At 42.2% G+C, this 17,926-nt stretch carries 20 protein-coding genes; 10 read left to right on the top strand and 10 right to left on the bottom strand.

Going from position 1 to position 17,926, the window contains the following annotated elements; all coding sequences use genetic code 11:
- Window positions 1–164: 164 nt before the first annotated feature.
- A complete protein-coding gene (coaD, locus tag IPM95_05015; protein MBK9328677.1) occupies window positions 165–644 on the bottom strand; it encodes a pantetheine-phosphate adenylyltransferase in 480 nt (159 codons plus the stop codon).
- 109 nt (window positions 645–753) lie between these two features.
- Window positions 754–1,794: a class I SAM-dependent methyltransferase gene (locus IPM95_05010; protein ID MBK9328676.1), complete on the bottom strand. Its 1,041-nt coding sequence runs from the start codon at window positions 1,792–1,794 to the stop codon at window positions 754–756.
- Window positions 1,795–2,038: 244 nt separating this feature from the next.
- Between IPM95_05010 and IPM95_05005 the strand changes: the two genes are divergently transcribed.
- Together IPM95_05005 and IPM95_05000 are read left to right on the top strand one after the other, a co-directional pair.
- Complete coding sequence (locus tag IPM95_05005) at window positions 2,039–3,670, top strand: ATP-binding cassette domain-containing protein (protein ID MBK9328675.1); 1,632 nt, start codon at window positions 2,039–2,041, stop codon at window positions 3,668–3,670.
- Window positions 3,671–3,731: 61 nt separating this feature from the next.
- A complete protein-coding gene (locus tag IPM95_05000) occupies window positions 3,732–4,703 on the top strand; it encodes a DUF2804 domain-containing protein (GenBank protein MBK9328674.1) in 972 nt (323 codons plus the stop codon).
- Here the strand turns inward: IPM95_05000 and IPM95_04995 are convergent, their stop codons facing one another.
- Both IPM95_04995 and IPM95_04990 read right to left on the bottom strand, forming a co-directional pair.
- Window positions 4,704–5,471 carry a hypothetical protein gene (locus IPM95_04995; protein ID MBK9328673.1) on the bottom strand — a complete coding sequence of 256 codons (768 nt, stop codon included), beginning with the start codon at window positions 5,469–5,471 and terminating at the stop codon, window positions 4,704–4,706.
- Window positions 5,472–5,528: 57 nt separating this feature from the next.
- A complete protein-coding gene (locus IPM95_04990; protein ID MBK9328672.1) occupies window positions 5,529–6,320 on the bottom strand; it encodes a hypothetical protein in 792 nt (263 codons plus the stop codon).
- 109 nt (window positions 6,321–6,429) lie between these two features.
- Between IPM95_04990 and IPM95_04985 the strand changes: the two genes are divergently transcribed.
- From IPM95_04985 to maf, 3 genes are read left to right on the top strand one after another with little or no spacing between them, the layout of a single operon-like run.
- Window positions 6,430–6,948 carry a 3-deoxy-D-manno-octulosonate 8-phosphate phosphatase gene (locus IPM95_04985; GenBank protein MBK9328671.1) on the top strand — a complete coding sequence of 173 codons (519 nt, stop codon included), beginning with the start codon at window positions 6,430–6,432 and terminating at the stop codon, window positions 6,946–6,948.
- A gap of 23 nt (window positions 6,949–6,971) precedes the next feature.
- Window positions 6,972–7,952: a geranylgeranylglycerol-phosphate geranylgeranyltransferase gene (locus IPM95_04980; protein ID MBK9328670.1), complete on the top strand. Its 981-nt coding sequence runs from the start codon at window positions 6,972–6,974 to the stop codon at window positions 7,950–7,952.
- Window positions 7,953–7,956: 4 nt separating this feature from the next.
- A complete protein-coding gene (gene maf, locus IPM95_04975) occupies window positions 7,957–8,523 on the top strand; it encodes a septum formation protein Maf (protein ID MBK9328669.1) in 567 nt (188 codons plus the stop codon).
- Here maf and IPM95_04970 read toward each other — a convergent pair.
- Window positions 8,507–9,493, bottom strand: a complete 987-nt coding sequence (locus IPM95_04970; GenBank protein ID MBK9328668.1) for an acyl transferase — start codon at window positions 9,491–9,493, stop codon at window positions 8,507–8,509. The genes maf and IPM95_04970 overlap by 17 nt on opposite strands.
- Before the next feature lie 44 nt (window positions 9,494–9,537).
- Here IPM95_04970 and IPM95_04965 point away from each other — a divergent pair, with 44 nt between their 5' ends.
- Both IPM95_04965 and IPM95_04960 read left to right on the top strand, forming a co-directional pair.
- Complete coding sequence (locus IPM95_04965; GenBank protein MBK9328667.1) at window positions 9,538–10,026, top strand: hypothetical protein; 489 nt, start codon at window positions 9,538–9,540, stop codon at window positions 10,024–10,026.
- Window positions 10,027–10,131: 105 nt separating this feature from the next.
- Window positions 10,132–11,415 (top strand): FAD-dependent oxidoreductase, encoded by a 1,284-nt coding sequence (locus IPM95_04960; GenBank protein ID MBK9328666.1) that lies wholly within the window; start codon window positions 10,132–10,134, stop codon window positions 11,413–11,415.
- A 4-nt stretch (window positions 11,416–11,419) separates the two neighbouring features.
- Here the strand turns inward: IPM95_04960 and IPM95_04955 are convergent, their stop codons facing one another.
- The 4 genes from IPM95_04955 to IPM95_04940 all read right to left on the bottom strand — a co-directional run bounded on the left by IPM95_04955 (window position 11,420) and on the right by IPM95_04940 (window position 14,244).
- Entirely contained in the window at window positions 11,420–11,677 is a 258-nt protein-coding gene (locus IPM95_04955; GenBank protein ID MBK9328665.1) for a hypothetical protein, read from the bottom strand.
- A gap of 184 nt (window positions 11,678–11,861) precedes the next feature.
- Window positions 11,862–12,266 (bottom strand): hypothetical protein, encoded by a 405-nt coding sequence (locus IPM95_04950; GenBank protein ID MBK9328664.1) that lies wholly within the window; start codon window positions 12,264–12,266, stop codon window positions 11,862–11,864.
- A gap of 336 nt (window positions 12,267–12,602) precedes the next feature.
- Window positions 12,603–13,028 (bottom strand): hypothetical protein, encoded by a 426-nt coding sequence (locus IPM95_04945; protein MBK9328663.1) that lies wholly within the window; start codon window positions 13,026–13,028, stop codon window positions 12,603–12,605.
- A gap of 127 nt (window positions 13,029–13,155) precedes the next feature.
- On the bottom strand, window positions 13,156–14,244 hold the full coding sequence (locus IPM95_04940; GenBank protein ID MBK9328662.1) for a D-alanine--D-alanine ligase: 1,089 nt from the start codon (window positions 14,242–14,244) through the stop codon (window positions 13,156–13,158).
- A gap of 170 nt (window positions 14,245–14,414) precedes the next feature.
- On the opposite strand from IPM95_04940, the gene IPM95_04935 reads away from it, so the two are divergent.
- The 3 genes from IPM95_04935 to IPM95_04925 are packed head-to-tail and all read left to right on the top strand — an operon-like array spanning window position 14,415 to window position 17,488.
- Window positions 14,415–15,173 carry a PASTA domain-containing protein gene (locus IPM95_04935; GenBank protein MBK9328661.1) on the top strand — a complete coding sequence of 253 codons (759 nt, stop codon included), beginning with the start codon at window positions 14,415–14,417 and terminating at the stop codon, window positions 15,171–15,173.
- A gap of 13 nt (window positions 15,174–15,186) precedes the next feature.
- Window positions 15,187–17,085 (top strand): T9SS type A sorting domain-containing protein, encoded by a 1,899-nt coding sequence (locus IPM95_04930; GenBank protein MBK9328660.1) that lies wholly within the window; start codon window positions 15,187–15,189, stop codon window positions 17,083–17,085.
- Window positions 17,078–17,488 (top strand): thiol-disulfide oxidoreductase DCC family protein, encoded by a 411-nt coding sequence (locus tag IPM95_04925; protein MBK9328659.1) that lies wholly within the window; start codon window positions 17,078–17,080, stop codon window positions 17,486–17,488. Before IPM95_04930 ends, IPM95_04925 begins: the two co-directional genes overlap by 8 nt.
- On the opposite strand, the gene IPM95_04920 is transcribed toward IPM95_04925, so the two are convergent.
- Window positions 17,485–17,910, bottom strand: a complete 426-nt coding sequence (locus IPM95_04920; GenBank protein ID MBK9328658.1) for an energy transducer TonB — start codon at window positions 17,908–17,910, stop codon at window positions 17,485–17,487. The genes IPM95_04925 and IPM95_04920 overlap by 4 nt on opposite strands.
- Window positions 17,911–17,926 lie beyond the last annotated feature (16 nt).

Here is a 17,926-nt window from a genome sequence, read left to right as displayed (position 1 = left end):
CCATTTATTTGAAAAAACGGAAATCAGGAGCAATGGAAATGATATTTTGGTAATATGCCTGCAATGCCGGAGTAAAAAAAATATTCAAAAGATTAGTGAGGAATGATTTGTATGAAAAAAATACCTGTCAGAGTCCTTACTCTTTGATCCTGGTTCCTGAATCCTTAATTTCTGTTCATTTCCCCGCTCACGTCCACTTCTTTGGGTAAAAATTTACTCGTATCTCCTCCGCCAATGATGATTTCGCGGACGATGGTGGAAGAGATGGCAGATAATTCGGGGGAGGAAAGTATTAAAAAAGTATCCAGTTCGGGCTCCATCATCTTGTTCAGCTGGGCGATGGTTTTTTCATATTCAAAGTCGGCGGAAGACCGAATCCCCCGGATGATGTATTTTGCCCCCCTTTGCCGGCAATAGTTCACTGTCAGTCCGGTATAGGATTCCACTTTCACTTTAGGTTCATTTTTGAACACTTCCTTTATCCACGCAATCCGTTGTTCCAGCGAAAACAGGTATTTCTTTTGCGTATTGATACCGATGGCGATGATGATTTCATCAAACAATGGGATGGCACGGTTCACAATATCCACATGGCCGATGGTGATGGGGTCAAAAGAACCGGGGAAAATCGCTGTCTTGTTCATGTCATAAATGTAAAATGGATAATTGAGATTAGAAAATAAATGGTCAAATAATTGAAAACTGCCTACAAGGTGCAGCATTCAGTTGGGTTAAAGTAATCTTTCCGGAAGTTTACTTCTGTGCCATAATCATTTTCCATCCAGGCATTGACATAGTGGATACAGGCTTTAATGATTTCAACCCTGCCGCTTTTTGCCAGGAGGATATTTCAGATTCAGACCAGTTCCCGGAAGAGCTGGTAAGCGAAAAGTAGAGGCCTGTGGTGGAAGCCATGATACCTCCATCGCCCGGTTTTTCTGCGCGGATGAGTTCCCCGATGGAATAGATGCCACCGGGTTTCAGCGCTTTTGCAATTTTCTGCGCCAGCGCCTTGTTTTGTTCCGGAGTGAAATGATGCACGACATTGTTGATCATCACCAGGTCAAATTGCTCCGTACCCAAATCATCCGTAAGGGCATTGCCTGACTGGTAGCTTACGCTGCCTGAGGTGTCGTAGCGTTTTGCGATAGAGCTGGCACTTTCTATCGCACCGGGCAGTTCCAGAATGGTGGAAGTCAAGCCGGGATGTTTTTTACAGAGTTCAATAGAATATAAGCCATGGGAGCCGCCGATGTCCAGCATACGGGTGCTGCCTTTTGCAATCGGTATTTTTCCGGCAAGTTCTTTGGCCGCATTGACGGAAAGATCGCGCATGCCGTCCTGATACAATTCCCATTCCTCCGGCTTAATGTTGCTGTGCAGGTCTAATGGTTTGCCAGTACGGACAAAATCTTCCAGTTGCCCCACCCAGTTCCATTCCAGCAATTGAAAACGAAGCTTGCCAATGATATTGGATTCATTCTCTTTGAGCAGCCATTTATGGTAGCTGGGTTTCAGGGAATAGTTTCCATCAGCATAGTTCAGGTATCCGATTCCTACCAGGCAGTTAAGGAGTTGAGCCGTGCTGTGCGGGTGGGTATTACAACTTTTAGCAACCTCATCGGCTGATTTTGCGTTTTTTCCGATGGCTTCGTAAATTCCCAGTTCTGCCGCTGCCATGATGGCCCTGGCAGCGGTAAACGCTATCTGCGTATCGACCAGTGGCAGGGGGGCAAGATTGAGTTTTAATGCCAGCCACTCCAAAGGGTTTTCCGCTTTTAATTTAATTTTCATAAGAATAGTTTTACGTTTTTGATTACTTAAAAATACAAAAATAAACGCTTTGGCATCCAATTTTCAGATTAAATTAGAATGGAGACGGATACGAATTTTGTGATTGGTAAGCACTCCAGGGGTATTTCTTAATGGTCATGATAATAATGGATATCAAAAAATCATTAAATCCAAATTCCTTATAACGAATAACTTAGAACCTTACCTTAAAATCCGTACCTTTGCGCAAATCTCTTTTTTTTGTATGATTACAGTTAATAATTTATCCCTGCAATATGGCAAACGTGTATTGTTCGATGAAGTCAATATAAAATTCACGCATGGTAACTGCTATGGTGTCATTGGTGCCAATGGCTCAGGGAAATCTACTTTCCTGAAAATCCTTTCCGGTGAAATAGAATCCACTACCGGAAATATTGAGATATCTCCCGGCGAACGGATGTCGGTATTGAAACAGAACCACTTTGAATTTGACGAAGTGACCGTACTCGATACGGTGATGATGGGTAACAAGCGATTGTATGAAGTGATGAAGGAAAAGGATGCACTGTATGCCAAAGCGGATTTCACGGACGAAGACGGGCATCGTGTAGGTGACCTGGAAGCGGAGTTCGCTGAAATGGACGGCTGGAATGCGGAAAGCGACGCGGCGGAATTGCTGAGCAACCTGGGGGTGAAGGAAAGCGAGCATTACAAACTGATGAAGGAATTGCCTTCTTCCGATAAGATTAAGGTGTTGCTGGCACAGGCCTTATTCGGCAACCCTGATATCCTGATTCTCGATGAGCCTACCAACGACCTCGATGTGAATACCATTTCCTGGCTGGAGGATTTTCTGGCGGATTTTAAAAACACGGTGATTGTCGTATCCCACGACCGTCACTTTTTAGACATGGTGTGTACGCATGTCGTGGATATCGATTTCAGTAAAATCAATTTATATACCGGTAACTATACGTTCTGGTATGAAACTTCCCAATTGTTGCTGAAACAACGTGCGGACAAAAACAAGAAAAACGAAGCCAAGAAAGCGGAGTTGCTGGATTTCATTGCACGATTCAGTGCCAATGCTTCCAAATCCAAGCAGGCGACATCGCGTAAGAAAGCGTTGGAGAAACTGGATATTGAACAGATCAAGGCTTCGAGCAGGAAGTATCCGGGCATCTTCTTCAAGCAAAGCAGGGAGGCCGGTGATATGATACTGGATGTTCATAATCTGGCATTTGATCTGGCGGACGGCACCCGTTTGTTCCGGGATGTGACGTTAACGGTAAATAAAGGCGATAAGATCGCTTTCATTTCCAAAGACGGTTTGATTATTTCCAATTTCTTCAAAGTGCTTGCCGGTGAACAGGCCGCCAAAAAAGGAGAGATCAAATGGGGCGTAACGATAACCAGATCTTACGTACCGAATGACAATGCTTCTTATTTCCAGAATCCGGATTTAAATCTGGTGGATTGGCTGAGGCAATACTCGGCAGAAAAAGATGAAACGTTCATACGTGGATTTTTAGGCAGGATGCTGTTCAGCGGAGAAGAGTCGCTGAAAAAATGTACCGTATTGTCCGGAGGCGAGAAGGTGCGTTGCATGATGAGTAAAACGATGCTGGAAGAGGCCAATTTCTTAATTTTAGATGAGCCTACCAATCACCTTGACCTGGAATCCATTACCGCACTGAATAATGGGCTGATTGATTATCAGGGAACAATGGTGTTCACGTCTCATGACCATACCTTTACCCATACCATCGCCAACAGAATCATAGAGCTGACGCCGAACGGGATGCTGGATAAATTGATGTCCTACGATGATTACCTTGCCGATTCCAAGGTCCAGGCTCAGCGTGCGGAATTATATGGCGGCGTATTGGCATAACATCGGATAAGAAGTTATTGACAACGCATCTGTGTTTGCAGATTATTTGCTATCTTAGGAAATGATTTTACCTAAACATCCTTCTCTGTTACAAAACGACACTCATATCCCATTTGGAGTATACGATGACCTCATCGGCAATACGGATACATCTTTTTGGGATAAACAGGGGTTGCTGGCTAAGAAGCGCAGAACAGAGCGTAAGGCATGGGTTTTTTTTGGTGTGTTCAGCCCTGAACTGATATGCGGCTTTGCCATAGCAGATGCAGGCATGGTGGCGACAGCCTTTTCCTATTTCTATTCTCTCATGGACGGTGTTTTTGTGGAAGACAAGACAACATTGCCGCTTGGGTTTCCGGCGGATTTCAATCCAAATTTAGACAGCGAATGGAAGTTGGGAAATTATTCCATTAAGACGGAAAATGGCAAGATGTCCATGCAGTACATCGGGAAATATAAGATGTATATTGATGCGCAAAATACAGCAGAGGGTGCCAGTATCGTAGCGCCTTCCAGGGATAATCGCCCTTTTAACTTTACCTACAAAAATCAGTGTGTGCCTGTAAAAGTGCAGATCAACAACGGCGGCAGCAATACCTATGCAACCAGTGGTAAATACGGATCCATTGATTTTACAAAAGGGTATCCGCCGCGGGAAACCATCTGGAACTGGCTTTCCTTTATAGGCATCACGGAGACTGAAAAAACAATTGCCGTCAATCTCGTGGACAGGTTCAATGAAAATATGGAAAACATTCTCTGGGTGGATGGAAAGAAAACGCTGCTGTCTTCGGCAACATTTAGTTTTCAGAAACCATTTGATAAAACAGACTGGCTGATTGAAACAAAGGATGGAATCCTGAGTTGTCATTTATCCCCAAAGGGAGCGAGGAGTGAAAACCTGAATGCTCTTTTCTTGAAGAGCCGGTTTATACAGCCTTTCGGTACGATTGACGGCACGGTTGTAATTGACGGAAAACAGGAGAAGTTTACGGCTTTCGGCGTGGCGGAGGACCATCATGCCGTCTGGTAGTTATTTTATTTCCAGTGCGGCGCTGTTAATATAGACGTCCTGTTCATTATACAGTTCTACCAGATAATTCCCCCTTTCATTCAGATATATTGGAAGATATGTCCAGTACCAGCTGAACTCGGTATAGTATGGATTTGATTTTATCCATGTCCTTTTCGCACCTTCTATCTTATAGATTTTTGCCAGAATATGATCGGATTTCAATGCCAGCTGATTGCCTTGTCCGATATACACCACCACTTTAGTCCCATTCGGGTTATAGGTGAAGCTGTTTTTTCTCCCTATGATATTTCCTTTCACCACACTGTCGCAAAAAGTCAACTGTGTATTCAGATAGTACCAGGTGTCTGTAAAATGAGAATCGTACACACTATTTTCAAATTCAAGGAGCGTGTTATACGATTGCAGTAATAAATCTTTTTTGAGGTCAAAGACTAAAAAACGATAGTTTCCGGGATGTCTAAACGTATATTTGTTGGCAGCCCATTCTTTGGAAGGTCCGGGCAAAAGATAATACCGGTCGTATTCATAGAAGTTGGTGTCCCTGCGGTCAAAAGTTTTAAAAATAAGAACGGAAAGGGTATCATTTACCGGTGTGTCAGATTCATAAAAGAGGTGCATATAGCTTCCGTCCTGGGTAATGTTCCAGGATGGGAAAACACCTGAGTATTCTCCGCTTTCTGAATACGAACTGCACAACAGCAGCTTGTTTTCTGCCGAAGCTGACAATAGGATCAATAAAGCATAAGAACAGAATAACTGGCGCATCCGTGCAAAGTGTTTAAATGGTTAGATGCAATAAAGGTACGTTATTTATCAAGGCCATTATCTGGTTATTTCAACATAACCGCTGTTGATAAACACGTCATCCTGGGTATATAAGTCAATCACATATTTTCCTGTTTTGGTAAAATTGACCGGCATTTTTACCCAATTCCAGGTTTTGCTGGCTATGTCAAACGTTTTGGAGTAGATTTTTTCCTTATAGTCTGTGCCGCCATAAACGTCCATTATGATCTGGGTGACATTCAGGTCTTCATCCTGTGACAGTTTAACGACTATATCCCTTTTTCCGTTTATCAGTTTGAAAGTACCGGCTTCTCCTTTTACAACAGCTTTAGCATCTACGCTATCCCCAAAAATCATTGTGGAGTTTTCGTAATAATAAGTATCGTTGGCATCGGTGCTTTTCTCTTTTACTTTCTCATCCTTCATAAAAGCGATGTTGGTCAGCGAAGATGCCAGTTCCTTATTGTCTCCGGTACTCACTACAGAGATTTTATAGTCGCCGGATTCTGTGAATTTATAATCATAAACAGCAAATTTCTTCCTGTCTGTCTTTGGGTCATAAGTGAAATCCTGCGTGTCGAAAGCGGCATAACTGCCGGCAGCGGTTTTTTTATCTACATACAATAATAGTTTATTTGTAATTGGCTTATCCTGCGTGTAAAGGATATAGACATAGGAACCATTCTTGGATATGTCCCAGTTCTTGTTGACGCCGGTGGGGACACCGTTATCATCATACGAATCACATAAAATAACTCTGTTGGTTTGAGCCGCAGAATGGATGGTGAACGAACCCATCGTCAGTAAAAGCAGGATTAGATTTCTCATAGAAAACGTATTTTGACTTGTAAAACAAATTTAGTACCAAAAAAATTAAAATACATACCCAATCTGTGGTATTATTGCCGAATCAGCATACTAAATGTATCTTTGCCCCATGTCAGAAGAGCATTTTTACAGCAAATTACCTTTCATAAAAGCCTTTGTGTTTGATGTGGACGGCGTATTTACCAATAATGAGCTTGTTGCAACGGAAGCCGGAGATTTGTTAAGAACGTTTAATGCCAAGGATGGCTTTGCACTGAAACATGCCATTCAGCAGGGATACGAGGTTTGTATAATAACCGGAGGTACTTCCGCTGCGGTACACAAACGGTTTGATACAGTTGGCGTAAAGCATAATTATTACAAGGTTGCGGATAAGGTAAAGGTCTTGCGGGAGTTTTTAGCGCAGACTGAAATAGCGGCTGAAAACGTACTGTATATAGCGGATGATATCCCGGATCACGCCTCCATGCAGATGTGTGGATTGAAATGTTGTCCGAGTGATGCCGTTCCGGAAATACAATCTGTCGCGGATTATATCTGTCTCCGAAAAGGAGGGGATGGCTGTGTGCGGGAGGTGATTGAAATGGTGCTGAAGGTACAGGGTAAATGGTTTGAAGAACTGAAATGAATCACAATACTTAAAGTTTTGAAATGAATTATCTGAAATTAATTAGGCCGCTTAATCTGATGATGATTGTATTGACGATGTACCTGTTTCGCATTTGCATTGTGGCAGCAACTCCCTATAAATTCTTTTATATAGAACCGGTCCTGTCCGGAACGGAATTCCTGCTGCTGGTACTCACGACAATATTCATTGCCGCAGGAGGATATGTGGTCAATGATATCTTTGACAGCGATATTGATGCCGTAAACCGTTCTCACAAGGTGATTGTTGGTGAGTCAGTATCCGAAGATGCCGCCTATAAATTCTATACGATTTTATGCGGACTTGGAATCGCCTGTACGCTGGTGCTTGCCCTACTGACAAAAAATTACCGCTTGTCTTCCATACCTGTTGTCATCATGGTGCTGTTGAATTTCTATGCGCACACGTTCAAAAAACAACTGATTGTCGGCAATCTCATCATTGCATTATGTACTTCCTTTACCGTCTTTATCATTGCATTGTTTGAGAGTACCGATAATCCGGATATGACAGCCAACGAACGATATGTTCACAGCGGTATTGCCATTGCCGCAACCGTTTATGGATTATTCGCCTTTTTAACCACTTTCCTGCGGGAAATCGTTAAAGATATTGAAGACCAGGCGGGTGATGAGCAGTACGGCTGTAAATCCATTCCAATTGTCTTTGGCCACACCGGTGCAAAAATAAGTGCCTTTGTGATCAGTATCTTGCTGCTGGTCCTGTTGGCTAGTTTTGTTTGGTTTTTTCCTGGTTTGGAAAAGAAAAATATTGCTTATTTTGTCTTATTCCTGCTGATTATTCCAGTATTCCTTATAAATTTTCTTATTTTCAGGGCAAAATATGTCAGAAACTACCATTTAATTAGCAATTTGATAAAGGTTTTCATGGTTATTGGTATCAGTACGATGTTGTATTTTTACTCCGGAATTGGTCCGTACGTTTTTGTACAATATGCCAATTTCTTAAAGAAGCTGGTTTGATTCAATGTATGCTCCTGTTAAAATCATTTTAGGTTCAAAATCACCCCGAAGACTGGAAATTCTTTCGGATGCCGGTTTTGAGGTGGAGGTGGTGAAACCCAAGATTGAAGAACGGTTTCCGTTTGATATGAACTACTACAAAGTGGCCGAGTATCTTTCCAAATTGAAGATTTTTGACATTTATTCCTATTTAGGACAGGATGATGATTTTATCCTGTGTGCCGATACAGTGGTGATACTGGATAATAAACTTATCGGAAAACCCAAAAGCCTGGATCAGGCATTTAAGTTTTTAAAATCGTTGAATGGGAGATCCCACGATGTGGTGACAGGGATAAGTATCCGGAAAAACAAAATGCAGATTTCATTCTCCGAACTGGCCAAGGTACACTTTAAAAACCTGAGTGATGAGGAAATCAAGGCATATGTAAACGAGTTTCAGCCCCTGGATAAAGCCGGTGCGTACAATGTACAGGAATTTATAGGGGTGGAAAAAGTAGAAGGTGAATTCTTCAATGTAATGGGCCTGCCGCTGAAACGGGTCCAGCACGAAATTAAAAACTGGAAGTGACCATCAGGTTGCATCCGCGTATGTCTGAGTTGTCCAATCTTCCCAATATTTCATAATGATCATCAACGAGCATGTTTACAACATCTTGTGTTGCTATAAAAGCACAGGAATGGATATTGGCAAGGTCAATTACGTTCAGCCCGCCTCTGCCCGGTTCGATGCAGACAGACAACGGGTTGTAGATATCCCGTTTCAGGATTTTCATCCAGGGAGGAGTTTGAAAGATACCCTCCCCTTTGGAGTAAGCCTGCGACAATAATTCCGTCATGCCGTATTCTGAATGGACCTGTTTCAGGTTAAATGCCTTTTTCAGAAGGTTATGCACTTCAGCTCTCGTTATTTCCTCCCTTTTTCCTTTCATGCCTCCGGTTTCCATAACTGTTACACCGGGTAAATCCATGGGGTATTGTTCAGCAAAATCCAGGAGAGCAAAGGTGACACCGATCAGTAAGATCTTTGGAGGTGAGATTTGAGAGGAGAGATTTGAGATTTTTTTTGCTAATTCTTCCAGGTTATAAAGGTAAAATCCGGAATCTTCCTTTTCCGATTTTTGAATAAGGTCATTTATCATGTAGATGAGTGAGGAGCTGTTGCGTTCCAGATAGGAGGGCAGCAAAGCCAGTATTGTCCAGTCTTTAATGTTTCCGTAAAATTGCACGAACCCTTTTTGAAAACTTTCTTCATAAAGATTTAGATCAGCCACCAGGTGTTTGCCGGTAAGTTGGCCGGTGGTACCACTGCTTTCAAATATTTTCTGAGGTTGTCCGTTATCTGAAATGATCCGGTGTGTTTTAAAGAATTCTATGGGTAAAAATGGTATCTGAAGAACGGATGTTACATTTTTGGGGTTTATTTTTAAGTAATCGGTGAATTGTCTGTAAACGGAATTGTGTGTATATTGGAATTCAAAAACTTCCAGTGCCGTCTGTTCAAAATCAAATCCTTCACCGGAAAAGATTTTTTGTTGTATTTTTGAAATCAATTGCTGCACGGGACAAAGTTAAAAGAAAACAAATGAACAACAGAATTCTTATCCTAATCGTTATTGCTGTTTCCTGTTTTGGTATGGTTTCCTGTTTTAAAACACCTGAATATCCGATTGAACCGACACTGGAATTTGACACCATTAATGTAGCAAATCCTTACCAGGCACTGACAGCCGGATCTATGTTCCTGAAATTTACGGATGGAGACGGCGATTTGGGTTTACTCACTACGGACGACGTGGTGAATGTAAATTCTATTTTCATCAAAACGGTGAAATACAACAAGGAAGACACTTCCAATATCCCCTATATTCCCAAAAGAGGAACCTCTGATGCTATTTCCGGTACCATCGAAATTAAACTGGGTGGTACCCTGAGCGGACTTATAGATGAAGCTGATTTGCTGCTCTTGCAAAAACCATTGGATACCCTCATTTTTGATATTTATATACGCGACAGAGCCGGTCATAACAGCAATGTCATCACTACGCCTCCATTGGTGATCAAAACCAATTAGATGGGTTTGTTTGTTGATTTTCAACCTAATCATAAGGTTTGCTTAATGCTTAATTAATCTGACCGATGGATGGTCAAGCGCTATTTGCTCTAATTTTACTATTCTATGGAAGCTATTGATGTGGTTGTAGTGGGGGCAGGCTTTTCAGGCTTGTCGGCTGCCTATTATTTGCAACGCAAGGGGTTGAACGTGAAAGTGTTGGAGGTTTCCTCACAAGTAGGTGGCAGAGCCAGGTCTGATAAGTTTGAAGGATATACATTGGACAGAGGGCTGCATTTTTACCACCATTCCACAACAGAGCTCTCGAAAATTATTAACATAAATGAACTGGCATTAAAAAATTCGTATCCCGGCTATTTATTGAGGTATCAGGGTACATTTAATCTCTTTACCAATCCCATTTACCAGACCATTGATACGGTTTCTACGGCATTGGCGAAAAATGCTTCCTTTTCTGATAAGATGCGTTTGTTCGGATTGTATGTAAAGCTGAAAACCACCTCTTACAACCAGCTAGTCAAAGAAAAGGAATCCTCCACATTTGAATATTTATCCAAAAACGGCTTCAGTAAAAGATTGATTGATTCATTTTTTCGCCCTATGATTGCCGCCAATATTTTTGATTACAATTTACAATCCTCTTCCCGTTTCTCTAAGATTTACCTGAAATCCCTGTTTCAGGATCATGTGGCGCTTCCGAAGGAGGGTATCGGTAAAATTGCCGAGTCCATTGCACGGAAATTGGAACCCGGCTCCATTTGCTTTAAAACGAAAGTGAAAAGGGTGCTGGATAATGGCGTAGAGTTTATCAACGGAGATTTTCTGGAAGCCAGATTTGTGGTAGTGGCCACCAATGCCATCGATGCCAATCTGATTATGGGTGATAAGGTGATGCCTGCCGAATGCTCGCATGTATCGACCCTTTATTTCTCTACGGAAAAACCACCTGTAAGCAAGCCGGTAGTGATGCTGAACGGTGACGAAGGCGGTTTGGTAAACCATGTGTTTTTGCCAACCTTACTGCATCCGGAATATGCACCTAAAGGAAAGCATCTGGTGGCCGTCAATATAATTAAAGAACACGATCTGGATGATGATGAATTGGTGGTCAGGTCGCTGACGGAATTGTCAGAATGGTTTGGACTGAAAGTGATGGACTGGCATCATCTGAAAACCTACCATATCAAATACGCAATGCCGTTCAAACCGATATTGGATGAGGTGCGATTCTCTAAAAAAATCAGCAGCACTGTTTATGCCTGCGGCGATGGGTTGTCGGTAGGAAGCATGGAATCAGCGTTGCGCAGCGGAAGGGAAACGGCTGATTTAATAGCACAGGAATTTATCAAAGGCAGATACCAAACTCCCGATATGGCAGCATCGAATTAAGGTGTTAGGACTGTTCTGAAATATTTCTTTGATAACTTTCCCCCCTGCTTGCATTCATTTCCGCGAAGCGCCGGATACATTCATGCAGAAAAGTTTCATCCACCAGCCTTTCCATATCCTCCATCGTTCTCAGCCGTTCATCCTCATGAAACTTATAGGTCTGTTCAAGCATATTCGCTTCTAATTTCAACACATACCGGTTATTCATCTGCATGACCGTGATTTTCAAAATGGGATGAGGGATAGTGCCTGCAATTCGCATGGTTGGTGATTAGGTATTGTTTACTGGTTACTTAAACGCTCTTACTTTGTTCGTCTACATACATTGCTTTGGCGTTGTTGCTGAATGGGTAAAAATAGCTAAATCTTGATTCATTCAACATGAAAAAAAGAGCCGCTCTACATTTAGTGGCGGCTCTTTTTAAAAATGGTTGGGGAAAAGGTGCTTACGCAGCCTTTTCTACTCTTGCTTTTGCTTTAGAAGTAGCTTTTTTTACTTCAGCTTTAACTTCTTCCACTTGTTGTTCGATTTTTTCAGAAGCGTGGTTGAATAAACCTTTTACCCTGTCAGCATTCCTGTTGAGGGTTGTTTTAAGGTCTGCTACTAAAATTTCAGCTTCTTCTTTAACATCAGACTGGATTTTTTCCACGGTGAAAGGTCCTTTCAGTTTGGACTGAATTCTTTCAGATGTTGTTTTAAGGTGATTTTTTTGTAACTCCACTTCTTCTTTTGCTTCACTCACCGCATTTTTAACAGTGTTTTCCACGTTGTAACGTAATTCCGTTACGTTTGCTTTTGTTTCTGCAGTAAAACTGTCTACTGCGTCTTTGAATTTTTGTGCGAATTCCATTTTTTAAAAAGATTTAATTGTGAATAATTTGATACTGCAAAGATATACCCGATCATTGATGTTTGTCAACTTATTCCAATTACGAAAGTTTGATATAAAAATGTACTTGGTGTAAATGTCAGGTTAATCCAATGTGAATATTAAACTTCCCGAAACAAACGGATACGGTATATTACCGGAACGTAAAATTAGCCCTCATTTTAAGGGAGGCGTGTTAAATCCAAGTATGTAAATATTTTAGAACTTTCAATAAAAAATGAAAGTGTGATATAAAAAAGAAGACTGAACATCGTCAGTCTTCTTCCGCTTTAAAGGTAATTGAAGTGTGGGAACAGATTATTTTAAAGCGTAGTTCTGATTTTCCGTATTGTCTTTGGAAAATATCACGTGATTGAAATTTTGTCCGAGAACCAGGTCATTGTCCAGAAAGAAATAGCTGATGGTCAGGTTGTAATCGATGTCACTGTAATCGATTTTTATTTTATCGCCGGTGGTTTTCCATTTACCCTTGAGTACTTTAACAATGACTCCCTTTTCGTTTACAAATTCATGCCGGAATTTGTTATCACCTTCAAATATGAAATATTCCGACTGGTAGTCTTTACTGGCATCATTGGCCATTACTTTCCGGAATTCATTCTGATTGCTTTGTCTGCTGAATTTCCAGCTACCGACAACGGGATTCTGTGCGTCATTCTTTCGTGCGGCTAATGCTGTAACTCCCATCGTTGCGAAACACATTAGAAATAATAGCTTTTTCATAGTTTATGGTTTTAGTGGCTTGGTACACCAAAGTTGCATATTTCTTGATTTAGGTCAAGAAATAATGAGTAAACGGGATGTTTTACTGCGTAAACGGTAAGAAGGAAGCTAAAATGTACGAATCAACTCACTGAATGACTCTGGTGCGTTGCAGACTGCTGTCTCTCCGGTGCCTGGAAATGGCTAATTCAATCAGCTTTTCAATTAAATCGGCATATTTCAGCCCGGATGCTTCCCAAAGCTTAGGGTACATGGAGATAGAGGTAAAACCTGGCAGCGTGTTGGGTTCATTGACAATGACTTCATCTTTTTCAGTCAGGAAAACATCGATTCTGCTCAACCCTTCCAGTCCCAGCGCATGATAAGCCTTACGCGCGGTTTCCTGGATTTTTTGCAGTTGGGCATCCGAAATATCGGGTGCTGGGATATATATTCTGGCATTGTCATTCACATATTTGTTTTCAAAATCGTAAAAGCCTTTTTCCATGACGATTTCACCTACAGTACTGGCTTCAATAAGTTCATTACCCAGTACGGCACATTCCAGCTCTCTGCCTGTAACAGCTTGCTCTACCAGTACTTTGGTGTCAAATTTAAATGCTTCATCCAGCGCTTTGTAAAACCCGGCTTCATTGGTTGCCCTGCTCACGCCCACGGAAGAACCCATATTGCAGGGTTTGATAAACACTAGTCCGCCTAATTCCCTGGTTGTCTCGGAATAAGAAATGGCTCCTTTCCGGTTTTTATAAAAAGTAATGCCTTTTGCATGTCCGATACCGGCATCCCGTAATATACGTTTTGTAAAATCTTTGTCCATCGCCACGGCGGAGCCCAGTACGCCCGGTCCTACAAAAGGAATATCTAACTGGGTGAAAACGCCCTGCAGGGTTCCGTCTTCTCCGTTGGGACCGTGGGTAATAGGAAAAATGACATCTACATCTTCCAAGAATGCCTGATTATCCAGACGCATCATATGGTTCTTGGCGCTGCCAAAGATAACCCCCAGCTGTATTCCTTCTTTTCCTACAACGGCATGTTCATCCAGTAAATTGGTTTCACTTTCCAGATACCATTGTCCGTTTTGGGAAATACCGATCAGTACAACATCAAACGTATCCTTATTGATGGCATTGTAGATATTTCTTGCCGAGATGATGGATACCTCATGTTCCGGAGATTTTCCTCCGAAAACCAATCCGATACGCTGTTTTGTCATGGGCTGCTGTTTTTTTTGTAAATATAATGGCGAAGCAGGAATACAACGACAAAGATTATAAACTATTGTGAGAAAGAACCATAGGGAATTATTTGCTTAATTTCCCTATTTTTGAGCATGGAGAATAATCGGCTCCGTTTGACGTTTGAAGATAGATGAATGCTTTTTGAATGGGCAAAATTTCATTAACCATACTATATGTTTTCGGAGCCACCATAGGGCTGCTCATAGTCACCTTTTTAGGACTGAACGTGTACACCATGCACGGAGATTATGTCTCTGTACCAAACATAAAAGGCAAATCGCTGTATGAAGCCAAAAAGGAACTGAGCAATTATGATCTTGATTTTCTGGTGACAGACTCCACATATGATGCTTCCAAACCGCCATTGTCAGTACTGGATCAGCAACCCGGAAAAGGCGCAAAAGTGAAGGAGAACAGAAAAGTCTACATCACCTTAAACGCATCTCAGCCCCCTAGTGTCAAGATTCCGGATGTGATAGACAATTCTAGACGACAGGCGGAACTAATATTAAACAGTTGGGGATTGGTACCCGGAAATTTGGTGTATATTCCCGACATGGCGAAAGATGCCGTATTGAATATCCAGTTAAATGGCAAGATAGTGAAACCCGGTTTGGTGGTTCCCAAGGGTACGGTGGTCGATCTGGTGCTGGGGGACGGGTTTGGAAACCAGATAGTGGAGGTACCGCCGTTGACTGACCTGACCGTGCTGGAAGCACGAGCCGTGCTGGATGCGGTACATTTGAATGTCGGTATGTTGCTGGCAGACGGAAGCATAACCGATACCATGAGTGCCTATGTCTACGACCAGGAACCCAAATACGGTCAGCCCGGCAAACTGGGACCCGGAAATACCGTTCAGTTATTCATTCGTCAGCAAAAAGCAGAAGAACCTCAACCGTAAAAGAACATAGCCAATGATGAAATCAATTTGCAGCAGTATAATCATTTTTCTGACAGGGTTGAATGCCATGGCACAAAAGGAGGCTTTAACTCCACTCAGGTTACATCCGGGGATGAATGCCAAAACAAATGCTGATTTCTTACAACAAAAGGCAAACAAGAGGGTAAGTGCTCTGTCACTGCCTTTTTTTGATGACTTTTACCAAAAGGATATTTTTCCGGACCCGGCCTTGTGGGAGGATAATTTTGTTTTCATCAATACCACTTATCCTAAAGAAACAGTTACCGTCGGGGTGGCAACATTCGACGGAACCGATGCTTCCGGAAAACCATACAGTTTGCTGTTAGATGCTTCCGGTGCAGCGGATAAGCTGACATCTAATCCCATAGATTTATCCGGCCTGACAACAAACGATAATGTTTTTCTGAGTTTTTATTACCTGAGTGGTGATTTTGGTGAAACGCCTACCGCCCCCAATGATTTAATCACGGTACATTTTTTAGATACTTCCGGCAACTGGAACATCATGTGGCAGGCTACTGCAGATACCATACTCAGTATGCGTCAGGTATTTGTAAAAGTGGATACACCCTTTCTATCGGATAAATTCCAGTTCAGATTCCAGTCATTTGGCAGCCTCAACGGTGCGAATGACACGTGGCATATTGATTACGTGAAACTGGACAAAAACAGGGATACTTCTGCTGAAGTCAATATAAAGGAAATGGCCTATGAGTTTCTGCCGCCAAGCCTGCTGAAGGATTATTATGCAATGCCCTACAACCAGTTTGACACGACAGATCTGGCAGACAGTATTCAGGTGGTTGTCAGAAATAATTTTATCAATGCCACCACGGATATCGTGGATTTTTATGAAGCGAATGTGGTAAATACTGCTGCCAATATCGCCTCCTTCAGCGGGCCATCCAGAGACTTCGGGCCAATCACCACCAATCCGATTCTATACCCCAAGTTCAATATCCCCACAGATTTGACGGATGATACGGTTGTCGTTAAAGTGGATTATCACTTTGATGTGTCGGCGGAAGCCGGGGAACCTGCAAAAGTGCAGGCCAACAACGCCGTTTCGCATGAACAGGTTTTCAGCAATTTTTTTGCCTACGATGACGGCACTCCGGAGCGTGGTTTTTGGGTTACCGGACTGGATAATTATAAAATGGCGGTGAAGTATGGCATGCGTAAACCGGACACACTGCAGGCCGTTAAGTTGCAGTTCTTTCCCGTTCGGCCCGATAACAGCCTGGCAAAGTTCAGTATTTGCGTCTGGAAAAATTTTTCCAGAAACGCCGTTTATAACGCGGATGATTTGATTTATCAGCAAAATAACCTGAAGATAGCAGACCTAGTAGCGGAGAATGGCGCGGATACCTTAAACGGCTTTTACTATGCTCCGATAAAACCAACTTTTTTATTGAATGGCGCTGCATTTCCGCTTGTCCTGAGCGATACCTTTGCCATTGGTCTGATAGTAGAAAACAAAGAGACGCTGATTGTAGGATTCGACAGAAACAACAATCATTCCAACCGCAATTTTTATGTGGACGGCGTAACGAAATGGCGGGAGTCGGATCTGGCGGGGACGATGATTGTCAACCCGGTGGTGGGAAAACCACTGCCCAGCTATCTGACCAGCATTCGTCATTGGAAGGTCAATGCATATGAAGTCAAAATTTACCCAAACCCGGCTGCGAGTCAGCTGTATATAGAAGGCATTAAAGAAAAAAGCCACCTGGAAATATTCGGGCTTAATGGTGTTCTGCTTCTGCAAACAAACCTTTCTGCTTCGGGATATATTGACATTCATGAACTTCCCGCAGCGGCTTATGTTATTCAGTTAACCAACCTTACTACCCATCAGACAGGTTCAAACAAATTTATCAAGAGTGAATAGCCGTGAATTAGATAAGGTGGTATTGTTCGACGGGGTATGTAATTTCTGTGCATCCAGTGTACAGTTTATTATAAAACACGATAAAACAAACTCACTTCAGTTTGCAAGCCTTCAGTCTGCAATCGGAAAAGAATTGCTGGAATATTATAAGATGCCCGAAACACTGGAAGGTGTGGTATTTGTTGAAAACAACAAGGCTTATTTCAAATCCGCAGCTGCCTTTCGGATAGCCCGTTATTTCGGTGGTATCTGGCGACTGCTTCTCCTTTTTTCAGTACTTCCGAAGGTTGTAACGGATTTTTTTTACGATATCATCGCACGTAACCGCTATAATTGGTTTGGCAAGAAAGACAGTTGCATGATACCATCTCCCGAAATCAGGAGCCGTTTCCTGGATGTCTAGAATTTTAGGGTGTAAGAGTAACCACTTTTTCCTGTTTTCTTTTTATCAGCAGCTTTAACAGGAACAGCATACCGGATTTGAACTGCTTTCTTTTCTGTCTCTTTCGGCAGTTGAAAATGCATCTTGATTTTATGGGTGGAAATAATTCTGACTCCGTGGTTCTTCTGCGGCGCGAATTTCAACAATTTCAGGATTCTGACAGCCTCTTCATCACATCCTGCACCAATCCCTTTTAGTACTTTTACATGTGATACCTGCCCGTCAAATCCCACCTGATACTCTAAAAACACATCACCTTCAACCCTGTTTTTCCGGGCATTTTCCGGGTAGGTCAAATGCGATTTAATAAATTCCTGAAAGGCTTTCCTGCCGCCCGGATACTCATGCTTTTTGATAAAATCTTTCTTCTTTTTCTGAATCATCTTCTAAAAATATAAA

The sequence above is a fragment of the Sphingobacteriales bacterium genome (assembly GCA_016719635.1).
Taxonomy (GTDB): Bacteria; Bacteroidota; Bacteroidia; order Chitinophagales; family JADIYW01; genus JADJSS01.
Note: the sequence above shows the minus strand (reverse complement) of the source record. Positions and strands in the feature narration are given on the sequence as shown.